Genomic DNA, 22,281 nt, shown 5'->3' on the forward strand with positions numbered 1-22,281 from the left:
CCCCTCTGTCCTGCCGGACATCTCCCCCTCAAGGGGGGAGATCGAATGCCACTTCGGCCTTCGCCAACCGCCAATGCTGCAAAAGAGACCGTCGCGAGCCGCCGATCCTCCCGGGACCTTGGGAAGATCGAGCTCCGCTCAACCCGCGCTGTTCTGTGGATAACAAATAATCGACAAATACCGCATCGGCAGCTTCGTCAGCTGCTCCGGCCCATGCGGCGCGTCGGCATCGAAGAACAGGCTGTCGCCGGGCTTCATCGGGTAGAGGTTGCTGCCATGGCGGTAAACGACCTCGCCCTCCAGCATGTAGAGGAACTCCATGCCCTCGTGCTGGAAGGTCGGGAACACATCGGAATCCTCGGTCAGCGTGATCAGATAGGGCTCGACGACGACGCCGCTGGTGTTCGAGCCGATATGGCCGAGCAGATTGTACTGGTGGCCGGCGCGGGTGCCGCGGCGCTCGACGTCCAACCCCTGGCCGGCCTTGACGAAGACCGCACTGCGCTCCTCCTCGAAGCGGCGGAAGAAGGCTGTCACCGGAACGCCGAGCGCGCGTGACAGCGCCTGCAAGGTGGTCAGTGACGGCGAGGTGATGCCGTTCTCGATCTTCGACAGCATGCCGAGCGAAATGTCGGTGGCAACCGCCAGATCGGCGACCGTGATGCCAAGCTTCTTGCGGAACGCCCGCACCTCGCGGCCGATCGCGACTTCCAGCACTTTCTCGCGGGTGTCGCGAATGGCATGCGGGTTTTGCGTCAGCGGCGCCCGGATGGTCTTGCCGTCCGCCGAAACCTTGGGCGACGGTTTTGCCTTTGCGGGTCCTGGACCGGCCTTGGAATCGGAAATTGTCTTCGCCATCTCGCCCCCCGAACCAGAAGATTTATTTCACTCAAGGTGAACATGTCAGGTGCCGATACAGGAGCGCAACCGCGACGGCAAGCCATCTTATGTCGCACGCGCCAGTCCGGCGACCGCGGCCGCCGCAGGTTTTTCGCCAGGAATCCATTGTGCGCAAACGCAGTTCCCGCAGATGTCTGTTGACAGCACAGAAGGGCCAATTACTGTCCTGTCAGTGAAATTTGTTTCGCTGGGGAAATCAAGAAGAGGAGGCCCGGAATGAACACTCGCGTTGCCGTCATCGGAGCCGGACCGTCCGGTCTGGCCCAGCTCAGGGCCTTCAAATCGGCTGAAGACAAAGGCGCCGAAATTCCCGAAATCGTCTGCTTCGAAAAGCAGTCCGACTGGGGCGGCCTGTGGAACTACACCTGGCGCACCGGCCTCGACGAGCATGGCGATCCGGTACACGGCTCGATGTACCGCTACCTCTGGTCGAACGGACCGAAGGAGTGCCTGGAGTTCGCCGACTACACTTTCGAGGAGCATTTCGGCCGGCCGATCGGCTCCTACCCGCCGCGTGCCGTGCTGTGGGACTACATCAAGGGCCGCGTCGAGAAGTCGGGCCTGCGCAAATGGGTGCGCTTCAACAGCCCGGTGCGCATGGTGACTTTTTCGGAAGAGACGAAGAAATTCACCGTCACCGCGCATGACCGCACCAACGACGTCACCTATTCGGAAGAGTTCGACAATGTCGTCGTCGCCTCCGGGCATTTCTCGGTGCCCAACGTGCCGTATTTCGAGGGCTTCTCGACCTTCAACGGCCGCATCCTGCATAGCCACGATTTCCGCGACGCGATGGAGTTCAAGGGCAAGGACATCCTGATCATCGGCCGCTCCTATTCGGCCGAGGACATCGGTTCGCAATGCTACAAATACGGCGCCAAATCGATCACCTCCAGCTACCGCTCCAAGCCGATGGGCTTCAAATGGCCGGAGAACTGGAAGGAGGTGCCGCTCTTACAGAAGGTCGTCGGCAAGACCGCACATTTCAAGGACGGCACCACCAAGGATGTCGACGCCATCATTCTTTGCACCGGCTACCTGCATTCCTTCCCGTTCCTGACCGACGATCTGAAGCTCAAGACCGCCAACCGCATGTGGCCGCTCGACCTCTATGAAGGCGTCGTCTGGGAGAAGAACCCGCAACTCTCCTACATCGGCATGCAGGACCAGTTCTACACCTTCAACATGTTCGACGCGCAGGCCTGGTTCGCCCGCGACGTCATCATGGGCCGTATCAAGCTGCCGTCGGCCGAGGCGATGGCCGAACACGGCGCCAAATGGCGGGCGCGAGAGGAGACGCTCGAAGACGCCGAGCAGATGATCTGGTTCCAGGGCGACTACACCAAGGAGCTGATGGACCAGACCGATTATCCGGGCTTCGACGTCGAGGCGGTCAACCGGACCTTCATGGAATGGGAGCACCACAAGGCGGAGAATATCATGGGCTTCCGCGACCACGCCTACCGCTCGCTGATGACCGGCACCATGGCGCCGTTGCACCATACGCCTTGGCTGCAGGCGCTGGACGATTCGATGGAGAGCTATCTCGAGGTGAAAGGCGTCGCGGCCGAGTAGTGGCCCCAGGAGGCGGGCTTTGGTGTCAGTCCGGCACCACGACCCAGCCGTGGCGGCGCTTGTCGTAGACTGACTTTGTCGGCGCCGGGAAGGACGGATCGGCGAAACAGCCGACGGCCACGGCGACCGCCTCCGGTCTTCGTGACGGATACCAGAACACGGTCGCCCCGCACGTTCCGCAGAAATGGAAGCTGATCGGGAAGCCGCTGTCGGAATCGCGTTGGAATGTCTTCGACTGGCCCCGGATCTCGGTCGCGGCGGCGTCGAAGAAGGCCGCGATGCCAAACGGACTGCCGGTCCGCCGCTGACAGTCGAGGCAATGGCAAAGCGACACCATGGTCGGCTCTTGCGGGCAATGTATCTGCAATTGTCCGCAGGTGCAGCTGGCTACCCTGCTGGTCATTCTCTTCTCTCCTTTTGGTGGTATTGCGGTTGAGTTTTACCCCAGCCTTGCGCGCGCCTTCGCCGTCCACGCATTGAACAGCCGGTCGGCGACGATGCCGATGAAGGCGATGGCGAGGCCGGCGACGATGCCGCGGCCGGAATCGGCCTTCGACAGCGCGATGAACACCTCCTGGCCGAGGTCGCGGGTGCCGACCATGGCGCAGATGATGATCATCGCCAGCGCCATCAGGATCGTCTGGTTGACGCCGAGCATGATTTCGGGAAGCGCCAGCGGCAATTGCACACGGAAAAAAGTCTGGCGCGGCGTGCAGCCCGAAACCTTGGCCGCCTCGATCAGCGCCGGCGACACCTGCCTGATGCCGTGATTGGTGTAGCGGATGGCCGGCACCACGGCGAAGGCGATCGTGGCGATCATCGCCGTGACGTCGCCGACGCGGAACAGCATCACCACCGGAATAATGAAGCAGAAGGAGGGCAGCACCTGCAGCGTGTCGATGACGGGCGTGACGATCTTCTCGAAGCGGTCGCCGCGCGCGGCCATCAGACCGATGGGGATGCCGATCAGGCAGGCGATGAAGGCCGAGATGCCGCAAAGATAGACCGTTGCCATGGTCTTTTCCCAGAGGCCGGTGACGGCGCAGAAAGCGGTTAGCGCGGCGACGAGTGCAGCCAGCCTCAAACCTGAAAGCTGGTAGCCGGCAAGGCCGAGCAGGAACACCCCGCCCAACCACGGAAAGCCCTCGCAAAAAGCGCGCACCGGGTTCAGCACGTTGAGGATCAGCGCCACGCGAAACGCTTCGATCGTGTCGAAGAAATTGATGGTGACCCAGTTCACCGCCGCCTTCCACAAAGGCGCGGTGGTGAAGGTGATCGCCTTCGGCACCGCCGCGAAGGCCGGCACGAACAGGCCAATCAGCGTGGTGACGGCAAGGATGGCGATCGCCAGCGTCAGATTGGGGTAGCGCCGCCAGAAGCTCGGGCTCGCCTCCTGGTGGACATTGCCCTTCGCCTGCTTGTGGGCGATGGCCTGGCTCAGCCGGTCGAGCGCGATGGCCAGTGCGACGATCGCGAGGCCGGCTTCCATCGCCTCGCCGACCTTCAGCGCGCGCAGCGCCAGGAGCACGTCGTAGCCAAGGCCGCCGGCGCCGATCATCGAGGCGATGATCACCATGTTGAGGGCCAGCATGATCACCTGGTTGACGCCGACCATCAGCGTCGGCCGCGCCGAGGGCAACAGCACGCGCCATAGTTTCTGCCGCGCCGTGCAGCCGGCCATCTCGCTGAAATCGTCGATCTCGGACGGCACCCGCGACAGGCCCAGCATCGTCGCCCGCACCATCGGCGGCGTGGCGAAGATAGCGGTGGCGATCATCGCCGAGACAGGGCTGTTGCCGAACAGCAGCAGCATTGGGATGAGGTAGGCGAAGGTCGGGATCGTCTGCATCAGGTCGAGGGCAGGGGAGACGATGAGCCTCTCGGCCCACGGCTTGCGCCACGCCCAGATGCCTGCGAACAGCCCGGTGACGATGCAGAACGGCACGGCGATGGAGATCAGCGCCAGCGTCAGCATGGCGCTGGTCCATTGGCCGAACAGCGCTATGTAGAGAAAGCAGCCGCCGACCAGCAGGCCGAGTTTTCTGCCGCCGGCGGCATGCCCGGCGATGAAGGCGGCAGCGCACACGCCAACCCAGGACAGCCGGGGCAGGACATAAGCGTCCGCGCCATGGCCGATCTTGAAACTCTTGGCGAGGAGATTGAGCGCGAAGTCGAGCGGCACGCCGAGAACGGCGGTGATCGAGCGGGTCAGCCACGACAGGTTCGACTTGATCCAGCGCATCAGAGCGCTGACCCAGTCGGCGACCGGCACGATGGCGCTGGCCGGGTAATTCACCGCCCAGGGCAGGCTATCCTGCAGCAGGAACAGCACCAGCACGGCGGCCAGCGCGAGCGCCCAGATCGCCAGCCACAGCTGAACCGGCGGCCTTGCCTCGCTGGCGCTTGCCGTGACGGTCATCCGCCAACCCCGGAACGCTCGATGCCGGCCAGCAACTCGATCACCGCTTGCGGCGTCACTTCGCCGATCGGCTTGCCGGTGCCGTTGACCACCGCGAACGGCTTGCCGGAGGCCACGATGTCGGCCGAGAAGCTGGCGATCTTGGCTTCCGGCGCAACCGTGCCGCCGTGCTCCGAACCATCGCAGGCGCGCATCAGGCCGCGGGCCGAAATCACCTTGGCACGGTCGACGTCGCGGGTGAATTCGGCGACATAGTCGGTGGCCGGATTGACCACCAGCTCCTCCGGCGTGCCGATCTGGATGACCTCGCCGTCCTTCATGATGGCGATGCGGTCGGCCAGCCTGATCGCTTCGTCGAAATCATGGGTGATGAAGACGATGGTCTTGTGCAGCATGGTCTGCAGCCGCATCAGCTCATCCTGCATCTCGCGGCGGATCAGCGGATCGAGTGCGGAGAACGGCTCGTCGAGGAACCAGATTTCCGGTTTTGTCGCCAGACTCCGGGCGATGCCGACGCGCTGCTGCTGGCCGCCGGAAAGCTCGCGCGGATAGAAATGCTCGCGCCCACGCAGGCCGACGAGCTCGATCACCTCGCGCGCCCGCACCTCGCGCGTCGCCCGGTCCTGCCCCTGGATACTCAAGGGAAAGGCGATGTTGTCGAGCACGTTGAGATGCGGCAGCAGCGCGAAATTCTGGAACACCATGCCCATGCGATGACGCCTGAGCTCGATGAGGGCTGCGTCGGAAATCTTGAGCAGGTCCTTGCCCTCGAATTCGACCTTGCCATGGGTCGGCTCGACCAGCCTCGACATGCAGCGCACCAGCGTCGATTTGCCGGAGCCCGACAAGCCCATGATGATGAAGATCTCGCCCTGGCGGATTTCGAGATCGACGGCGCGCACGGCGCCGACCAATCCGGCGGCAGTGACGTCGGCCATGCTGGCTTTGCCGTCGCGCTCGCGGATGAAATTGGCCGCGTTCGCGCCGAACAGTTTCCAGACATTGCGGCAGGCAAGTTTGACCGGGCGGCCATCCGTACCCGGTTGAACCGCCTGCTGTTCAGTCCCGTCCGTCATCCAATCGTCCTTCTGGAACATCGACCATGAAGACCCGGTCGATCGGACGGCCAGGTCTCCTCCCAGTCGGAACGGTCACTGCGCCCAGGCTTTCCAATCTGCCTCATGGGTCGCGATCCAGGCGGCGGCGACATCTTCGGGCGTCTTGCCGCCGAGGTCGATCTCGCCGCTCATCTTGTTGAGTTCGTCGGTGTCGACCGTGTAGGCCTTGGCCACCTTGTAGGCGACCGGCCATTTGTCCTTCATGCCGGACCAGGAGTATTTCCAGATTTCGCCATGCGGCTTGCCGCAATCATATTTGGCGTCCGGGTTCACGCCCCATTTCGGGTCGTTGTAGCATTCGGGCGTGTATTCGGGGAATTGCACCCACTCGCCCTTGTACTTGGCCGGTGCCCAATGTGGCGAATAGATCCACAGCATGATCGGCGCCTTGCGCTGATAGGCTGAATCCAGTTCCGCGAACATCGCCGCATCGGTGCCGGCATGGATGACGGTGAAGGGCAGCTTCAACGCCTCGACGCGTTCGTCGTCAAAGCCTTCCCAGGTCACCGGGCCGCCAAGATAACGGCCCTTCGGCGCGGTCTCTGCCGTCGAGAAGGCCTCGGCGCATTTCGGGTCCTTCAGCGCTTCCCATTTGGGCAGGCCGGGGCATTTCTCCTTCATGTATTCGGGGAACCACCACTCTTCCTTGGCTTTCGGACCGAGCTTGCCGAGCCGTTCGGTCTGGCCGGTCGCATCGGAGGCCTTCATGGCTTCGCCGGCGGTCGTGTCCCAGAACTCCAGGCCGACATCGAGGTCGCCATTGGTGAGGCCGGTGGTGAGGCTGGAGAGGTAGTCGGCGGTCGGATATTCGACGGTGTAGCCGAGCTTTTCGAGAATGCCGCCAAGGATCTTGGCGTTGAGGTTGACGCTGGTCCAGTCGAACAGCGCGATCTTGATCGGGTCGTTGGATTCCGGTGCCGCGGCTTTGGCGGAAGGCGTCAGCAGGCTCAGCGTCGCCAGCGCCACGGCGCCCAGCGATAGTTTCGAAATTCTACTGCGAAGTGACATGCTTGTTCTCCTTCAAGCTGTGACGGTTATCGTTCGTTCCCTTCTTGCGTCTTTTTCTGCCGTTCTGGGTCTTTCCCTGATTGTGTTGGAAAGACCTGTCGTTGCGCAAGGCCGTTGCCGCTCTGACGCGGCCAAAGCCGGCGCAGGCGAGATTGTGCTGAATTGGGGGTGATGAAATATGCCGGGAGGGTCAGCGTCATGGCTGCCGACGGATCGCTGCGGGAGCGATCACCTGCGGATCAATTGCCACTCCTGCGGCGCCCTGCACGGTGCAAGCCATCAAGGTCCCATGATCTCGGCTGTCGGTGCGGCAAGCCCCTTCTCGCCACGGCCGTTTCATAGGATGAAATTATATATACCAACGTTCATCGCGCGCAACGACTAAGGCTTCGCGAGATGCATAAATTCAGACTGCAGGTGAAGACCGGCACCTGACCGCCGGGCATTCCTACCAGCAGACGTAGCCGCCATCGACGATCAGGTCGAGGCCGGTGACGAAGCTCGAGGCGCGACTGGCCAGGAACACTGTCGGCCCGACCATTTCCTCTGGTGTCGCCATTCGACCCATGGGCGTGTCCCGCTTGAAGATCTTGATCTCTTCAGCGACCTCCGGCCGCTTGTTCATGGGCGTCAGCGTGTAGCCCGGGCTGACGGCATTGACGCGCAGGCCGCGATCAGCCCACTCCATTGCGAGGCTCTTCGACATGTGGATGACGGCGGCTTTCGAGGAATTGTAGTGCGCCTGCGTCAGCCCGCGATTGATGATGGTGCCCGACATCGAGGCGATGTTGATGATCGAGCCCTTGCGCCGCGTCAGCATCTTGCGCGCCTCGGCCTGACAGGACAGGAACACGCCGGCGACATTGACCTCGTGCACCTTCCGCCACGTCTCCAGCGACAGTGTTTCGGCAGGTTCGGAACCGGCAATGCCGGCATTGTTGACCGCGACGGTCAGCGCACCGAGTTCGGCCTCGACACGATCGATCGCCGCTGCGAGATCGCTCTCCGATGTCACCGTGCCGGTCAATACCAGCGCCTTGCGGCCAAGTGCGGTGATCCGCTGCGCTGTTTCGTCCAGCCCGCCCTTCGACGCATGGCCGAAACAGGCGACGTCGGCGCCAGCCTCGGCCAGTCCGATCGCGATTGCCTGGCCTATGCCGCTGCCCGCGCCAGTAACCAGTGCGACATCGCCGTCCAGTTTGAAAAGATCCATCATACCCCTCCCTGCTCAGGGAAGGTATGCGTTGTACCATGCTTCGATCAAGCGTCCTGTGGGCCCAAGCGGATTGCCAGTTCGCAAGGCTCAGAAATATCCGTCCGAAGCAGCCGTGGCCTCCTTCGAGATTTCGACGCCGTCGACCAGGATCTTGTCGACCAGTTCGTGGTGGAAGCAGACCAGCCCCTTGATGCGCTCGGCCTCGTGCACCGGCTCCGGATAATACCAGACCATGTTCTCGTGCCGCTTCTTGCCGGTCGTCACGTGATAGTAGTTGGAGAGGCCCTTGTAGGGGCAGCGTGAGATGTAGCGGCTGGGCGCGAAAATATCGAGCCGCGTGTCGGAGATCGGCAGGTAGTGGCGCACCGGATGGCCGGTCTCGAACAGGAACACGCCACGGCGTGAATCGGCGACCTGTTCGCCGTCGAGGATGACCTGCACCCGCCGCGAGGAGGGCAGGCAGTCGACGCGGCGGAACGGATCGCGGGCGTGCACGAAGATTTCTTCGTCCTCTTCATACCAATGCGTCATCTTGGGCCAGTAGAAGGACATGTAATCCGAGAGCAGCGGCGATCCCTTGACCGGGTCGAGGTAACGCCAGGCGGCATCCTCGACCAGCGTGATGCCGGTGTTGAGCGAATAATGCGTGGCGACACCCTTGAACGGACTCTCGGTCGTCGTCGTGCTGGGCAGCAGGAACTCCTCGCGCACGTCGCTCAGCGGGAAGTAGTAGACCGGCAAATGGTCGCTCTCGTAGAGCACCAGCGCCTTGGTCGTGTCGGCGACGATCATCGATCCGACCTGCACGCGCAGCCGCTTCTGCATCGGCATGGTGAAGGCGACGTAGCCCGGCTCGAACTCATACTGCACGATGGTGTCGAGCAAGGGGAAATGCGGTCCGCGACCGCGCAAATGAGGCTTGCGAATGGTAGTCTCCCGTTTTCTTGTCTTGGCGGCCGCGCGGTTGGACACGGGCGTCAGCCTATGGATACTCGATCGAGCAGCAGCCCAGCGGCGATCGGCGGCAGGCCGCTGACATTCTTGCGCACCGGCACCAGCAGGTCGGGGAAGTAGCTGAAGATGACCGGCGTCTCGTCGAGCAGCAGCTTCTGGATGTCGGAAGCCGCCGCGCGCTGTGCGCCGATGTCCAGCGCCTTCAGGTAACTGGTGACCATGCCGTCATAGGCCGGGCTCTTGAAATGCGCCGCGTTCCACGGGCCGTCGCTGACCAGCGGGCTCTTCAGGAACACATTCGGCACGCTGCGATGCGCGTAGTCGGTGATCCCAAGCGGGCTGTCCAGCCAGTCCGACTGGCCGAACACTGCCTTGCCGTAATATTTGTCCTGGTCCTCGATGTTGAGCGCGATGCGGGCGCCGATCTCCTTGGCGAAGTTCTGGAACAGCTGCGCGTAGCCCGGAATGTCGGAATAGCGCAGCGTCGTCAGCGTGATGTCGAAACCGCCAGCGAGACCCGCTGCCTCGAGCAGTTGCTTGGCCTTGGCGATGTCCTGGACACGCTGCTGCACAGATTTGTCTGTCGCGGGGAAGGCCGGCGCGAACGGGCTGTCATTGCCGGTCGCCGCCATGCCGCGGCACAGGCCGTCGACCAGCTTGGAACGGTCGATGCTGAGCGCCAGCGCCTGGCGCACGCGCTTGTCGGTGAACGGGCCGGTGTCGCAGCGCATGTGGAGCTGGCGATGCGCGGTCGAGGCGACACGCAGCACGGTGATGTCGGGACTGTTCAGCACGACCTGGCTGACATCGAGCGGCACTGCGTCGAGGATGTCGACCTCGCCGGCCTGAAGCGCCAGGATGCGCGGCTGCACGTCGCCGTAGAATTTGAACTCGAGCCGGTCGGGCAGCGCCTTCTCGCCCCAATAGTCGGGGTTGCGCACGAAGGTCGCGCCGACCTTCGGCGTGTAGGTCTCCAGCCGGAACGGTCCGGTGCCTTCAAAGGTCTTTTCGTAGTCGCCCTTGTAGCTCGCCGGCAAGATGACGGCGTTGTAATTGTCGATCGACACCGAATAGGGAAAGCTGCCGTTCGGTGCGTCGAGATGGAAAGCGACGGTGTGGTCGTCGACCTTCTGCATGCCGCCCTTCGACAGCAGGCCCTTGAAAACCGAAAGCGCGTTCGAGGCACCATTGGGATCGGCCAGCCGGTCGAAGGTCGCCACGACGTCGTCGGCCTTGAAGTCCTCGCCATTGTGAAATTTCACGCCCTTGCGCAATTTGAAGGTCCACACGCTGCCGTCTTCGTTCGGCGACCAGCTTTCCGCCAGCACCGGCTTCAGGGTGAGATCCGGCTGCGTGATGCAGAGAAATTCGGCGGTCTGGAAAACCAGTTGGTAGCTGCCGCTGTCATAGTAGGTGACGGGATCGATGGCGCCGCCGGGCGTGGCGACGCCGGCGCGCACCGTGCCGCCCGGCTTGCCCTCGGCGCGGGCTTTCTGCGTGCCGAGGCCGACAGCGGCGACAAGGCTGCCCAGGAACGGCAGGGAAAGGCCGAGAACGCTGCCATGGCGCAGGAAATCGCGTCGGTCGAGCCTGCCCGCCAGCAATTCGTCAACAGCGGAATTTTCGATTGCTGTCAGGTTTTTGCGAGCGGCGTCGATCGTCATGAAATGCTTCGGCATGGCTGCATTCCTCGCTTGCCCTTGGGGGATCGGCCATTTAGGTCATTGTTGACCGCAGCCGGAAAGCGATATTTTTTGATGGGGTCCATCGAAATTTTCGATGCAGGAGCAAAGCCATGGATACCGAAAACCTGCGCAGTTTCCTGGAGGTTGCCGAACATGGCAGCTTCACCGTCGCTGCCAATCGGCTGAACCTCGCCCAGTCGACCGTCAGCGCGCGGATCAGGGGGCTGGAGGAGCAGTTGGGGCGGCGGCTTTTCGTGCGTGATCGCGATGGTGTCACGCTGACGCCGGCCGGCCGGCAGTTCCTGCCGCATGCCTCCTCCATCACCCGCACCTGGGAGCAATCGAGGCAGGACATCGCCGTTCCCGATGGTTACGAGACATTGCTGCGGCTGACCGCCCCCGCCTATTTGTGGGATTTGATCACCTCGCCATGGGTCGAGTGGATGCGCGCCAGGCAGCCCAATGTGGCGCTGCGGCTCGAGGGCAGTTTTCCGGATCTGGCGATCGACCAGCTGGCGGAAGGCCTGCTCGACATCTGCATTCTTTATCTGCCCCGGCCGCATCCCGGTATCGTCTACGAGACGCTTGCCGTCGATCAGGTGGTGCTGGTCCAGCATGCCGCGCAGACGAAGCCGTGGACCGAAAACTACATCCTGATGGACTGGGGCTTGGAATTCCGCATCGAGCACGACCGCGCCTTCGCAGGCATGATCAAGCCCGCCATTTCGGCCGGGCTGGTCTTCATCGGGCTGCAGCATGTGCTGTCGCGGCAGGCCGCGGCCTATCTGCCGCTCAGTGCCGTCAGCGGCCATATCGAACGCGGCGAGATGCGGCGCATCGACAACACGCCGGTGTTCCAGCGGCCGATCTACCTCGCCTATCCCTCCAACCCGGTCTCCTCGGATGTCCTGGATGTCGCGTTGACCGGGCTGCGCTCATTGGCCAAGGACTGGACCAGCGATCAGGGTTTCTCGGAAGGCGACCGCTCCTTCAGCATGACCGGCCGGACGTAACCGGCCAGGCAAATGCGATCCCCCACGTGACGCCTTGCTATGCCGGTTCGGCCACCGGCGCCTTCTGCAGCCTCGCCAGCTCCGCATAGGGAATGTGGCATCGGATGGAATGCCCGGGCTGTGCTTCGGCGAGCGGCGGCTCCTGCTCCTCGCAGATCGGGCCGATCTTGCGCGGACAGCGCGTGTGGAAGACGCAGCCCGAAGGCGGATTGGTGGCGCTGGGGATTTCGCCGTCGAGGCGAATGCGAGCCGTCTCCGTCTGGTCCAGTTTTGGAACCGCCGACAGCAGCGCCTCGGTATAGGGATGATGCGGCCCGGAGAACACTTCTTCCGATGGCCCGAGCTCCATGATGCGGCCGAGATAAAGGACGGCGATCTTGTCGGAGAGGTAACGCACCACGCCAAGGTCGTGCGAGATGAAGATGTAGCTGACGTCTTCCTTCGATTGCAGGTCGGCGAGCAGGTTGAGGATGGCCGCCTGCACCGAGACGTCGAGCGCCGAGGTCGGCTCGTCGCACACCACGATGCGTGGATCGCCGGCGAAGGCGCGCGCGATGGCGACGCGCTGCTTCAGGCCGCCCGAAAGCTGGCGCGGCTTGACCGCCAGATGCCGCTCGGTCAGCCGCACCGAACGGATGAGGTCGTTGAGACGGGCCTCCAGCGCCTTGCCGGAGAGGCCAGCCAGCCGCTTCAGCGCCCGGCCGATCAGGTGGCGGATCGAATGCGAGCGGTTGAGTGCCGAATCCGGATTCTGGAAGACGATCTGCATCGCCTTGACCTGGTCGTCGCCGCGGTTCTCCAGCCGTGGCGACAGCACCTTGCCCTCGAGCTCGATGGTGCCGCCGTCGTCGGGTGGCACAAGGCCAAGCAGCAGCCGGGCGAAGGTGGTCTTGCCGCTGCCGGATTCGCCGACCAGCCCGAGCGTTTCGCCGGGCCGCAGATCGAGCGAGACATCCTTGACGGCGCGCAAGGCATGGCCATGGCTGGCATAGGTCTTGTTCAGCCCCGTGACGCGCAGCACCGGTGCTGCCGCCGGTTTCGGCACCGGCGCCACATCGCTCGGCGTGGCGCGCGGCAGGGATTGTGCCTTGACGTGATGGAAGCAACGCGACAGGCGCTTGCCTCGTTCGTCGCTCAGATCATAGAGCGGCGGCAATTCGGTGCGGCAGCGGTCGTCGGCGAGCGCGCAGCGGTCGGCGAAGGCACAGCCCTTGATGTCGGCGCCAATGCCCGGCAGGAAGCCTGGAATGGTGTCGAGCCGGCCCTGGTCCTTGCGTTGGCCGCCGCGCGGCAGGCAGCGCAAGAGCGCCACCGTATAGGGGTGGCGTGGATCGTTGAACACAACATCGGTCGGTCCTTCCTCCACCAGCATGCCGGCATAGAGAACGCCGACACGGTCGCACATGTTGGAGACGACGGCGAGGTTGTGGCTGATGAACAGGATCGACGCCGACAGTTCCTGCCGGAGTTGCGCGATCAGGTCGAGCACCTCGGCCTCGACCGTCGCATCGAGGCCGGTGGTCGGCTCATCGAGGATCAGCATCGAGGGGTCGTTGGCCAGCGCCATGGCGATCGCCACGCGCTGCTGCATGCCGCCGGACAGCTGATGCGGGTAGCGCTGCATGACGCTCGTCGGATCGGAGATGCGCACCCGGTTCAGCATGGCGACGGCGCGATCGGCGGCTGCCTGGCCGGTGATGCCGCCAAGCTCGAAGATCTCGGTCAGCTGGCGGCCGATGCGGATCGACGGGTTCAGCGCCTTGCCGGGGTCCTGATAGACCATCGAGACGCTTTCGGCGCGAGCGCGCCGCAGGGCTTCGCCGTCGAGCTTCATCACATCCTGGCCGTCGAGCGAGATCGCACCGCCGGTGATCGAACCATTCCTTGGCAAATAGCGCACGACGGTGAGCGCCACGGTGGATTTGCCGCAGCCGGATTCGCCGACCAGCCCATAGGCCTCGCCCTGGCCGATGTTGAGGCTGAGATTGCGCAGCACCGCGCGGTTGCGGCCGGCGACCCGGTAGGCGACCGACAGGTCGCACAGTTCGAGGGCGTTCTCCGCCTTTGTGTATTGGACCTTGGCGGGGTCAGTCATTGAAGGCTCCATGAACGCCGTCGGCGGCCAGGTTGACGCCGATCACCAGCGAGGCGATGGCCAGTGCATCGAACAGCACCGTCCACCAGAAGCCGCCGCCGATCATGCCGTAATTGCTGGAGATCGAGAGCCCCCAGTCGGGTGACGGCGGCTGGATGCCGAAACCCATGAAGGAGAGTGTCGCGACCGCGAAAATGGCATAGCCCAGCCGCACGGTGGTCTCGACCAGGATCGGCGGGATGACGTTGGGCAGGATCTCGACGAACATCGTATGCAGCGCGCTCTCATGCCTGAGCTGGGCTGCGGCGACATAGTCGAGTTCGCGCTCCGCCAGCACCGCCGAGCGCACGGTGCGGGCAATGATCGGCGCGAAGCTGAGGCCAATGACGACGATGACCGTGGTCTTGGAGGTGCCGAGCGCCACGATGGCGAGCAGCGCCACGATGACCACGGGAATAGCCATGAAGGCTTCGAGGATGCGGCTGACGACATCGTCTACGAGCCCACGGAAATAGCCGGTGAGCAGACCGAGCGCGGTGCCGGCGATCGTCGCCAGCAAGGTGGCCAGCGGGGCGACGGTCAGGATGTCGCGCGAGCCGACGATGACGCGCGAAAAGACATCGCGGCCGATCTGGTCGGTGCCGAACCAATGTTCGCGCGAAGGCGGCGCCAGCGCGTTGATGATGTCGTCGGCAAGCGGATCGTAGGGTGCGAAATGTTCGCCAAACAGCGCGCAGGCGACCCAGAACGTGACGATGGCGAAACCGACGAGGAACGTCCGCGAGCGCAGCAGGGAGAAAAAGACTTCCGCCACCGGGCCGCGCCGGCGCGTATCGTCCTGTGCGGGGGAGGTGGTCTGGACGACGCTCATTGATCTGATCCCAGCCGGATGCGTGGATTGAGCACGGAATAGAGGAAGTCGGCTATCAATGTGGCCACCGCATAGACGATGCCGATGGTGAGGATGCCGGATTCCAGCATCGGGAAATCCTTGCCGCGCGCGGCGGTGAAGATCAGCGAGCCGATGCCCTGGTAGCGAAACAGCGTCTCGATCACCACCAGCCCGCCGATGAGATAGCCGGTCTGCGTTGCAATGACGGTGATGGTCGGCAGCAGCGCATTGCGCAGCACATGGCGCCAGATCACCGTGCGCCAGGGCAGGCCCTTGAGCACCGCCGTTCGCGTATAGTCGGAATCGAGCGCCTCGATCATGCCGGAGCGCGCCATGCGGGCGATATAACCGAACAGCACCAGGAACAGCGGCAATGATGGCAGGATCAGGTAGTAGAGCTGGGTGAAGAAGCCGGCATCCTTCGGCCATGCGGCCGAGATCGGCAGCCAGCGCAGCCAGACGCCGAAGATCAGGATCAGGATGATGCCGGTGACGAACTCCGGCAGCACCGTCACCGAGAGGCCGCCAAGGCTGATGATCCGGTCGAGCGGCCGGTTGAGGTTGAGCGCTGCAATGACGCCGCCGAGAATGCCGATCGGCACCACCAGCACGAAGGCGACCGCCGCCAGCTTCATCGAATTGCCCAGCGCATCGATGACGAACGGCGCCACCGGCGAGCGGAAGATGTAGGACGTGCCCATGTCGCCCCGGATAAAGTTCCAGATCCAGGTCGCATATTGGGTGAGCAGCGGGCGATCGACGCCAAGCGTATGATTGAGCGCGTCGACCGCGCGCTGGTCGGCGAACGGCCCCAATATCGCGCGCCCGACATTGCCGGGCAGAACCTGGCCACCCAGGAACACCATGATGCTGAGCAGGAACAGCGTCACCAGCGACAGCGAGACACGCCGGGCAAAGAAGGAGAGAATGGCTATGACTCCTTGTGGAGCCAGCCCCCTTGCAGGAGCTGGCTGTCAGAGGATTGGCTTTCCCTTGCCGATCAGGCCTTCGATGCCTTGTCGAGGAACAGCTGCGACATGGCGGTCGGCTGCACGCCGGCCACACCCTTCGCCGTCGCCGTCAGGTAGTCGTAGAAATAGCCGAAGATGACCGGCGTTTCCTCGAGCAGCAGCTTCTGGATCTTGCCGGCATCGGCCTTCTGCGCCTCGACATCGAGCGCGGCGATATAGCTGGTCGCCAGCGCGTCGTAGTCCTTGTTCTTGAAGTGCGCCGCGTTCCAGGTGCCGTCGCTCTTCAGCGGTGCGGCGAGATAGACATTGGGCACGCCGCGATGACCGTAATCGGTGATGCCCATGACCGAATCCAGCCAGTTCGATTTGCCGAACACCGCGTCGCCATAATAGCCGCTCTGGTCGAGGATGTTGAGCTCGAGCTCGATGCCGATCTCCTTGACCCAGTTTTGGATGAGCTGGGCATATTCGGGGATTTCGAGATAGCGCTCGGTGGTCAGCGTGATCTTGAAGCCCTTGCCGGCACCGGCGGCTTCCATCAGCTGCTTGGCCTGCGCGATGTCCTGCTTGCGCTGCGGCACGCTCGTATCGGTTGACGGATAGACCGATGCGAACGGGCTGTCATTGCCAGCCACGGCGCGACCCTTCATCAGACCCGCGACCAGCTTGTCGCGGTCCATGCTGAGCGCAATGGCGCGGCGCACGCGGGCATCCTTCAGCGGGCCGTCGTCGCAGCGCAGATGCAGTTGCTGATGAGCCGAAGACTTCAGGCTGATGATGTCGACGCTCGGATCGTTGAGCAGGGCGACGCCGGCGAGCACCGGCATCTGGTTGATGATGTCGACCTGGCCGCCTTGCAGCGCCAGGATCATCGGCTGCACATCGGTGAAGAAGGTGAATTCGGTGCGCTCCGGCAGCGCCTTCTCGCCCCAGTAATTGTCGTTGCGGACAAAGGACGCGCCGACCTTCGGCGTGTATTTCTCGACCTTGAACGGGCCGGTGCCGTCGAAGCTCTTCTCGTAGTCGCCCTTGTAGTCAGCCGGAATGATGACGGCGTTGTAATTGTCGGACGACAGCATGTAGGGGAAGTTGCCGTTCGGCGCGTCGAGGTGGAATTCCACCGTATAGTCGTCGACCTTCTTGCTGGCGCCCTTCGACAGGATGCCGGTGAACACCGACAGCGCGTTGGACGAATTGGCCGGATCGGCGAGGCGGTCGATGCTCGCCACCACGTCCTCGGCCTTCATCTCGCCGCCTGAGTGGAATTTTACGCCCTTGCGCAGCTTGAACGTCCACACCGAGCCGTTGTCGTTCGGCTTCCAGCTTTCGGCCAGTGCCGGCTTGAGCACGAGGTCGGGGCCGTCCACGCAGAGGAATTCGGCAACCTGCTGCATGATCAGCAGGCCGCCGGCGTCGGCGATGGTGACCGGGTCGATGGCCGCTGCCGGCACGCTGCTGGCGACGCGGATGGTGGCGCCGGGAGCGCCCTGGGCGCGGGCGAGCGACGGCATGCCACTGAGGCCGGCGGCCGTGGTGATGCCGCCCAGAAGCGGCAGCGACAGGCCGAGCAGGCTGCCATGGCGGATGAAGTCGCGGCGGCTGACGCGGCCGTCGACAAGACCGTCGATCAGGTGATTTTCAAGCGGCGAGCGGTTGCGCCGGATCAGGTCGAGAATGCGGTAGTTCTTGCTCATGGGTTTAACCCTTTCCCCTGTTTCTTATGGCCGAAGAATGCATTTCCAGTTGACGAAATTCCGTGGAGTTCTCCTGTCCAGGTCGTCAATGATGTCGGTCGACGGAACTGTAGCACGCGGTTTTCCCCGGTCCATCCGATCCTCGCGGCGGAGGGGTCAGATTTTCTTGAGGCAATGCTTCCACCCGTCCGGTCTTGCCGTCGCGACACGATCGCGGCGACGAACCGTTGTTCTTGAACACGCCTCCTTTTCGTCCTCATTCTCCTAGTTCAGCGGCAAACGGCGGTATGTCCCGGGCGCAGCCGGGTCGTGATATTTGTTGCAGGGGCCGTTCTCGGTGAAATCGCGATGGCAGGCCGCGAGGGCTTCCCGCGACAAGGTGACGCCGAGACCGGGGCCTTCCGGCACGCGCACGACATTGTTCCTCGGCGAAAACGGCCCTTCCTCGGTGATATCGGTCGGCTGCATGCGAAACAGCGACTGGTTCGGCTCCCGGATCCAGCCGAGTGCGGCGCACAGATGCAGGTAGGCGGCGCTGCCGATGCCGCTGTCGCCGCTGTAGCACCAGAAATCGATGCCGGCGTGCTCGCAGGCGCCGACGAAGCGCAACATGCGGCCGATGCCGCCATGCGCGGTCGGGTTGCCGACGAAGGCGTCAGGCACCCTGAGGTCCATGGCGCGCGCGATGTCGATGTTGTGGGTCGAGAACGGGATCGAGCAATGGCGCCGCAGCTCCCGCATCTCCTCGATCGTGGCCACCGGATCTTCCCAGTTGCGCACGCCGAGATCCTCCAGCGGCCGCGCCAGGCGCCGCGCGGTGCTGAGCGAATAGGCCTGGTTGGAATCGATGCGGATCATCGCGTCGTCGCCAAGCTTCCTGCGGATCAGATCGACCATTCTCAGCGAGACCTTTGGGTCTTGCGTCGAGAATTTGCCTTCGAAGAAGGTCGTTCCATAGGTCTCGTGCAACTCGACGCAATAGTCGGCGACTTCCTCCGGCGTCGTTTCGCCTTTCACCTCCGGCCCGTCGCCGCGCAGCGAAAAATAGTCGGTGAACGGGATATCCTTGCGCACGGCGCCGCCAAGCAACTGGTACAGCGGCTGGTTCCACGCCTTGCCGCGCAGATCCCAGAACGCCATCTCGATGGCGCCGAACGCCATGATGCGGGTGCGGTCGTTGATCGACTGCACGCCGGTCCAGAAGGGAAGGCAGACATGCTCGGCGCCGGCGATGTCGAAGGCGTCGCGGCCGACCAGGCGTTGGGCCAGGACATCATTGATGATCGCGGCGGCCGCCGGCGTCGGCGCCTCGCCGAGGCCGATCAGCCCGTCCTCGGTTTCGACCTCGACGATGGTCTGTGAAAACCCGTCGAGCTCGCCGAATACCCAGCCGTAGGGGGCTTCGAGGCGCAGATTGATCGGCGTGGCCCTGATGCCGCGGATCTTCATTTCAGCGGCCGACTTCGAAGAACGGTGCGCCAAGCAGGTCGGGCACGACATCGATGCCGAGGCCCGGTCCGTCCGGGATGCCCATGCGGCTGCCCGTGACCGGCGGCATGTTCGAAGCCGTGCGTACCGTCACCCACTCATGGAAGGCGATAGCGTGCAGCCGGCGCTCTTCCGGTGTCGATAGCGACAGATGCGCCATGGCGGCGGTGTCGATCTCGGCGCCGCCGGTGTCCTCGACCGTGATCATGAAGCCGAGGTCGACGGCAACGTCGCGGATCAGGCGCGTCTTCGTCACGCCGCCGAGCCGCGAGATCTTCAGCGTCAGCCCATCGGCCGCGCCCCGGTGATGGATCTCCAGCATTTCCTCGAGCGAGGTGACGGATTCGTCGAGCACCATCGGCTTGTCGAGCATGCGGCGCACCGACATGTTCTCGTCGATCGTCGTGCAGGGCTGCTCGAACGTATAGTCGATGGCGCGCGTGGCATCGGCGAACTGGCGCGCCTGGTAGGGCGTCCAGCCGGCATTGGCGTCACAGAAGATGACCGTGCCTTTCGGCACCGAGGCGGCGACCGCGGTGACGCGCTCGATGTCGTCATGGACATTGCCGCCGACCTTGACCTGCAGCCGGTGGAAGCCACCCTTGACGATCCGCTTGGCCAGTGCCGCCATGGCGTCGACGCTGCCATGGGTGACGACTTTGTAGAGTTCCGCCGTGTCGCTCTCCTTGCCGCCCAGCAGCGTGACCAACGGCACGTCGGCGGCGCGCCCGGCGAGATCCCAGCAGGCCATGTCGAGCGCCGACTTGATGTAGGGATGGCCCTTGAACACCGTGTCCATCAGCCGGCCGATGCTGGCCAGCCCACGCGGGTCGTGGCCGATGAGGTGCGGCGCGATTTCAGGCACGCCCGCGCGCGCTCCCATCGGAAACGCGGGCGAGTAAAAATTGCCGAGCGGCGCCATCTCGCCCCAGCCGGTCAAGCCGTTGTCGGCGGTGATGGCGACAATCACCGCGTCGAAGGCGTCGGCCTCACGCCCCTTGGACATGCGGTAGGGCCCGTCCACGAAGGGCTGTATGACGTGATAGGCTTTGACGGTTTGGATCTGCACGTATCTGTCCGCTGGCTGGAATGTCTGGATCAGGCGCCCGGGCGCTTTTCGAGGCCGCGCGCGTAGGAGAGCAGCTCTTCGAAGTCGAGGTCGATATGTTCGCGGGCATGACGCTGGGCAGCGCGCATGTCGGTGCCCTTCATCAGTTGCACGTAGGTCTCATGGACGTCTTCGGCCGGCACCGGCTCCTTGCGGGCCTGCTGGTGCAGCGCGAAATACATCTGCAACCGGCTGATCAGCCGCTGCCAGGTTTCCAGCAGCACCGAATTGTCGGCCCACTCGTAGATCAGGCCATGCAGTTGCAGCGCCGTTTCGATCTGCCTTGTGGTGTCTAGGTCGCGTGTCGCCTGCTTCACCGCTTCATGGCGGCGGTCGAGCTCGTCGAAGAAACGCTGGTCGCGCTGTGGCCATGTCTGTTCGATCGCGAACTCGTCCAGCACCTTGTTGAGTGAATAGGCGTCGTCGATGTCCTTGGCGGTGACGTCGATGACGAAGGTGCCGGCATAGGGAATGCTGGTCAGGATGCCTTCCTGCACCAACTCGCGCATCGCCTCGCGCAATGGCGCGCGGCTGACCCGCATCTGTTCGGAGATCCTGAGCTCGTTGAGCTTCTGGCCGGGCTCCAACTGGCCGGTCAGGATCGCGCGCCTGAGCAGCGCCACGATTTCGGCGCGGCGCGTCGTGTCGGCAATCGGACTGAAATCCGTCTTCCCCATCCGGCCCCTCCAGCGAGAACAGAAGGCAAGACAATCAGATTGTCGACAATCTAACAAGACGCCATTTTCGGATTTTTCATTTTCGCCAGGCAACCGGTCCGTGATGCGGGGCGCAGGCCGATCTGGACGCAGGCCGCCTGATCGCACTGTCGCCGGTCTCGGCGCGCCTCGGTCACCCCTATTGCGCTTTCATGCCCTCGGCCAAGGCCGATCGCGCCGACGTGGCCGCTCTTGTCGGCCTGCTCGTGAAAACGGCGCCCGCGACCTGAGAAAAGGTCGAGGGCGCCGCGCGGAAACCGGGCCTGCGGGGGTGTCAGGTAGCCGGTTTCTGTGGCAGTGGCGAGATCGGCATTCCAGGTCCGATCTTCTGCAGATTGCCTGTTATCACCTGGTCGCCTTCGGAGACGCCGCTCAGGATGGCCACCAGGTCGCCGCTGGTCGGCCCGAGCGAGACCAGCCGCTGGTCGACCGTGTTGCCCTTGCCGACGACGTAGAGATATTTGCCGAGCTGGCTCGAACCCAGCGCCGTCTGCGGCACCATCAGCGCGTCGGGCTGCTGCTTGATATGCAGTCGCACGCGGACATATTGGCCAGGCTTGAGCGTGAACTTGGCGTTGCCGATCGTGGCGCGCGCGGTGATGGTGCCGGTCGAGTGGTCGACCGTGTTGTCGATGAAGGTGAGTTCGCCCTTCTGGCTGGTCTCGGTCTCGCCCGGAAGCAGCACCTCGACTTCGATCGGGCCGGCCGCGCGGGCCTGTTCGATCTCGGTCAGGTCCGTCTCGCTCGGATTGAAGGTGACGTAGATCGGGTCGAGCTGCACCAGCGTATTGAGCACCGTGCCGGCGACGCTGACCAGCGTCCCGACCGAGGCCTGGTTGCGGCCCAGGCGCCCGTTGAACGGCGCGTGGATTTGCGAGTAGCTGAGGTTGAGTTGCGCCGTGCGCACCGCCGCCTGATTGAGCGCCAGCGACGCTTGTGCCTCGCGCAAGGTGCTGGTGCGCTGGTCGAAGCTGTCCTTGGCCAGATAGCCACTCTTGGCAAGTTCGCTACCACGTCCGAGATTGGACCGTGCATAGTCGAGCGTCGCCGTGTCGCGCTGGACCTGGGCTTGCGCCTGGTCGAGAGCGGCCTGGAAGTCGTCGGGCGAGATCTTGTAGAGAAGGTCGCCCTGCCGGACATCGGCGCCGTCTTGCGCCGTCTGTTCCTGCAGGTAGCCAGGCACACGCGCCTGCAGCGTGATGCTGCGGATCGGTTCGATCCGCGCGGCATAGTCGAGGTAGATCGGGATCGTCTTCTTGACGACGCTTGCCACCGGCACCGGCATGACGAACGCAGCCGGGGCTGGCGCCGCTCCGGCCGTGCCGGCATTGAGGCTCAAATTGCCCATGTCGAGCAGGTGAACGCTCGCCACCGAGATCGCGCCCAGCGCGACAGCCGTTCCCAAAGCGATTTTCCATTTACGCATGAT

The 22,281-nt window shown here is 63.7% G+C and carries 18 protein-coding genes; 2 read left to right on the top strand and 16 right to left on the bottom strand.

Features of this window, described 5'->3' with window-relative positions; genetic code table 11:
- Positions 1-138 precede the first annotated feature (138 nt).
- Positions 139-858 carry a helix-turn-helix domain-containing protein gene (locus LB577_RS16780; protein WP_224687537.1) on the bottom strand — a complete coding sequence of 240 codons (720 nt, stop codon included), beginning with the start codon at positions 856-858 and terminating at the stop codon, positions 139-141.
- 258 nt (positions 859-1,116) lie between these two features.
- On the opposite strand from LB577_RS16780, the gene LB577_RS16785 reads away from it, so the two are divergent.
- On the top strand, positions 1,117-2,475 hold the full coding sequence (locus tag LB577_RS16785; protein ID WP_224687538.1) for an NAD(P)-binding domain-containing protein: 1,359 nt from the start codon (positions 1,117-1,119) through the stop codon (positions 2,473-2,475).
- A gap of 25 nt (positions 2,476-2,500) precedes the next feature.
- On the opposite strand, the gene LB577_RS16790 is transcribed toward LB577_RS16785, so the two are convergent.
- From LB577_RS16790 to LB577_RS16820, 7 genes are all read right to left on the bottom strand, one after another.
- Positions 2,501-2,878: a GFA family protein gene (locus LB577_RS16790; RefSeq protein ID WP_224687539.1), complete on the bottom strand. Its 378-nt coding sequence runs from the start codon at positions 2,876-2,878 to the stop codon at positions 2,501-2,503.
- A gap of 36 nt (positions 2,879-2,914) precedes the next feature.
- Positions 2,915-4,894: an ABC transporter permease gene (locus LB577_RS16795; RefSeq protein WP_224687540.1), complete on the bottom strand. Its 1,980-nt coding sequence runs from the start codon at positions 4,892-4,894 to the stop codon at positions 2,915-2,917.
- Positions 4,891-5,970: a glycine betaine/L-proline ABC transporter ATP-binding protein gene (locus tag LB577_RS16800; RefSeq protein WP_224687541.1), complete on the bottom strand. Its 1,080-nt coding sequence runs from the start codon at positions 5,968-5,970 to the stop codon at positions 4,891-4,893. The genes LB577_RS16795 and LB577_RS16800 overlap by 4 nt, the downstream gene beginning before the upstream one ends.
- Positions 5,971-6,045: 75 nt before the next feature.
- A complete protein-coding gene (locus LB577_RS16805; RefSeq protein WP_224687542.1) occupies positions 6,046-7,020 on the bottom strand; it encodes an ABC transporter substrate-binding protein in 975 nt (324 codons plus the stop codon).
- Between the two features lie 448 nt (positions 7,021-7,468).
- Positions 7,469-8,233, bottom strand: coding sequence for an SDR family oxidoreductase (locus LB577_RS16810; RefSeq protein ID WP_224687543.1), 765 nt, complete (start codon positions 8,231-8,233; stop codon positions 7,469-7,471).
- A gap of 90 nt (positions 8,234-8,323) precedes the next feature.
- Complete coding sequence (locus LB577_RS16815; RefSeq protein ID WP_224687544.1) at positions 8,324-9,121, bottom strand: DUF427 domain-containing protein; 798 nt, start codon at positions 9,119-9,121, stop codon at positions 8,324-8,326.
- A gap of 92 nt (positions 9,122-9,213) precedes the next feature.
- A complete protein-coding gene (locus LB577_RS16820) occupies positions 9,214-10,869 on the bottom strand; it encodes an ABC transporter substrate-binding protein (RefSeq protein ID WP_224687545.1) in 1,656 nt (551 codons plus the stop codon).
- A 116-nt stretch (positions 10,870-10,985) separates the two neighbouring features.
- On the opposite strand from LB577_RS16820, the gene LB577_RS16825 reads away from it, so the two are divergent.
- Positions 10,986-11,888 (top strand): LysR family transcriptional regulator, encoded by a 903-nt coding sequence (locus tag LB577_RS16825; protein ID WP_224687546.1) that lies wholly within the window; start codon positions 10,986-10,988, stop codon positions 11,886-11,888.
- Between the two features lie 37 nt (positions 11,889-11,925).
- Here LB577_RS16825 and LB577_RS16830 read toward each other — a convergent pair whose 3' ends face one another.
- The 8 genes from LB577_RS16830 to LB577_RS16865 form a co-directional block, all read right to left on the bottom strand.
- Positions 11,926-13,983 carry an ABC transporter ATP-binding protein gene (locus tag LB577_RS16830; protein ID WP_224687547.1) on the bottom strand — a complete coding sequence of 686 codons (2,058 nt, stop codon included), beginning with the start codon at positions 13,981-13,983 and terminating at the stop codon, positions 11,926-11,928.
- On the bottom strand, positions 13,976-14,854 hold the full coding sequence (locus LB577_RS16835; protein ID WP_224687548.1) for an ABC transporter permease: 879 nt from the start codon (positions 14,852-14,854) through the stop codon (positions 13,976-13,978). Before LB577_RS16835 ends, LB577_RS16830 begins: the two co-directional genes overlap by 8 nt.
- Complete coding sequence (locus tag LB577_RS16840) at positions 14,851-15,804, bottom strand: ABC transporter permease (protein ID WP_115143648.1); 954 nt, start codon at positions 15,802-15,804, stop codon at positions 14,851-14,853. The genes LB577_RS16835 and LB577_RS16840 overlap by 4 nt, the downstream gene beginning before the upstream one ends.
- 71 nt (positions 15,805-15,875) lie before the next feature.
- The gene (locus tag LB577_RS16845) at positions 15,876-17,540 is read right to left on the bottom strand and encodes an ABC transporter substrate-binding protein (protein ID WP_224687549.1); all 1,665 of its coding nucleotides are present in this window, start codon (positions 17,538-17,540) and stop codon (positions 15,876-15,878) included.
- Between the two features lie 264 nt (positions 17,541-17,804).
- Complete coding sequence (locus LB577_RS16850) at positions 17,805-18,989, bottom strand: mandelate racemase/muconate lactonizing enzyme family protein (RefSeq protein WP_224687550.1); 1,185 nt, start codon at positions 18,987-18,989, stop codon at positions 17,805-17,807.
- 1 nt (position 18,990) lies between these two features.
- Positions 18,991-20,097: a mandelate racemase/muconate lactonizing enzyme family protein gene (locus LB577_RS16855; protein ID WP_023764578.1), complete on the bottom strand. Its 1,107-nt coding sequence runs from the start codon at positions 20,095-20,097 to the stop codon at positions 18,991-18,993.
- 29 nt (positions 20,098-20,126) lie between these two features.
- Positions 20,127-20,813, bottom strand: a complete 687-nt coding sequence (locus tag LB577_RS16860) for a GntR family transcriptional regulator (protein WP_023764577.1) — start codon at positions 20,811-20,813, stop codon at positions 20,127-20,129.
- A 313-nt stretch (positions 20,814-21,126) separates the two neighbouring features.
- A complete protein-coding gene (locus LB577_RS16865) occupies positions 21,127-22,278 on the bottom strand; it encodes an efflux RND transporter periplasmic adaptor subunit (protein WP_023764576.1) in 1,152 nt (383 codons plus the stop codon).
- Positions 22,279-22,281 lie beyond the last annotated feature (3 nt).

The organism is Mesorhizobium sp. B283B1A (assembly GCF_020165735.1).
GTDB classification, from domain to species: domain Bacteria; phylum Pseudomonadota; class Alphaproteobacteria; order Rhizobiales; family Rhizobiaceae; genus Mesorhizobium; species Mesorhizobium opportunistum.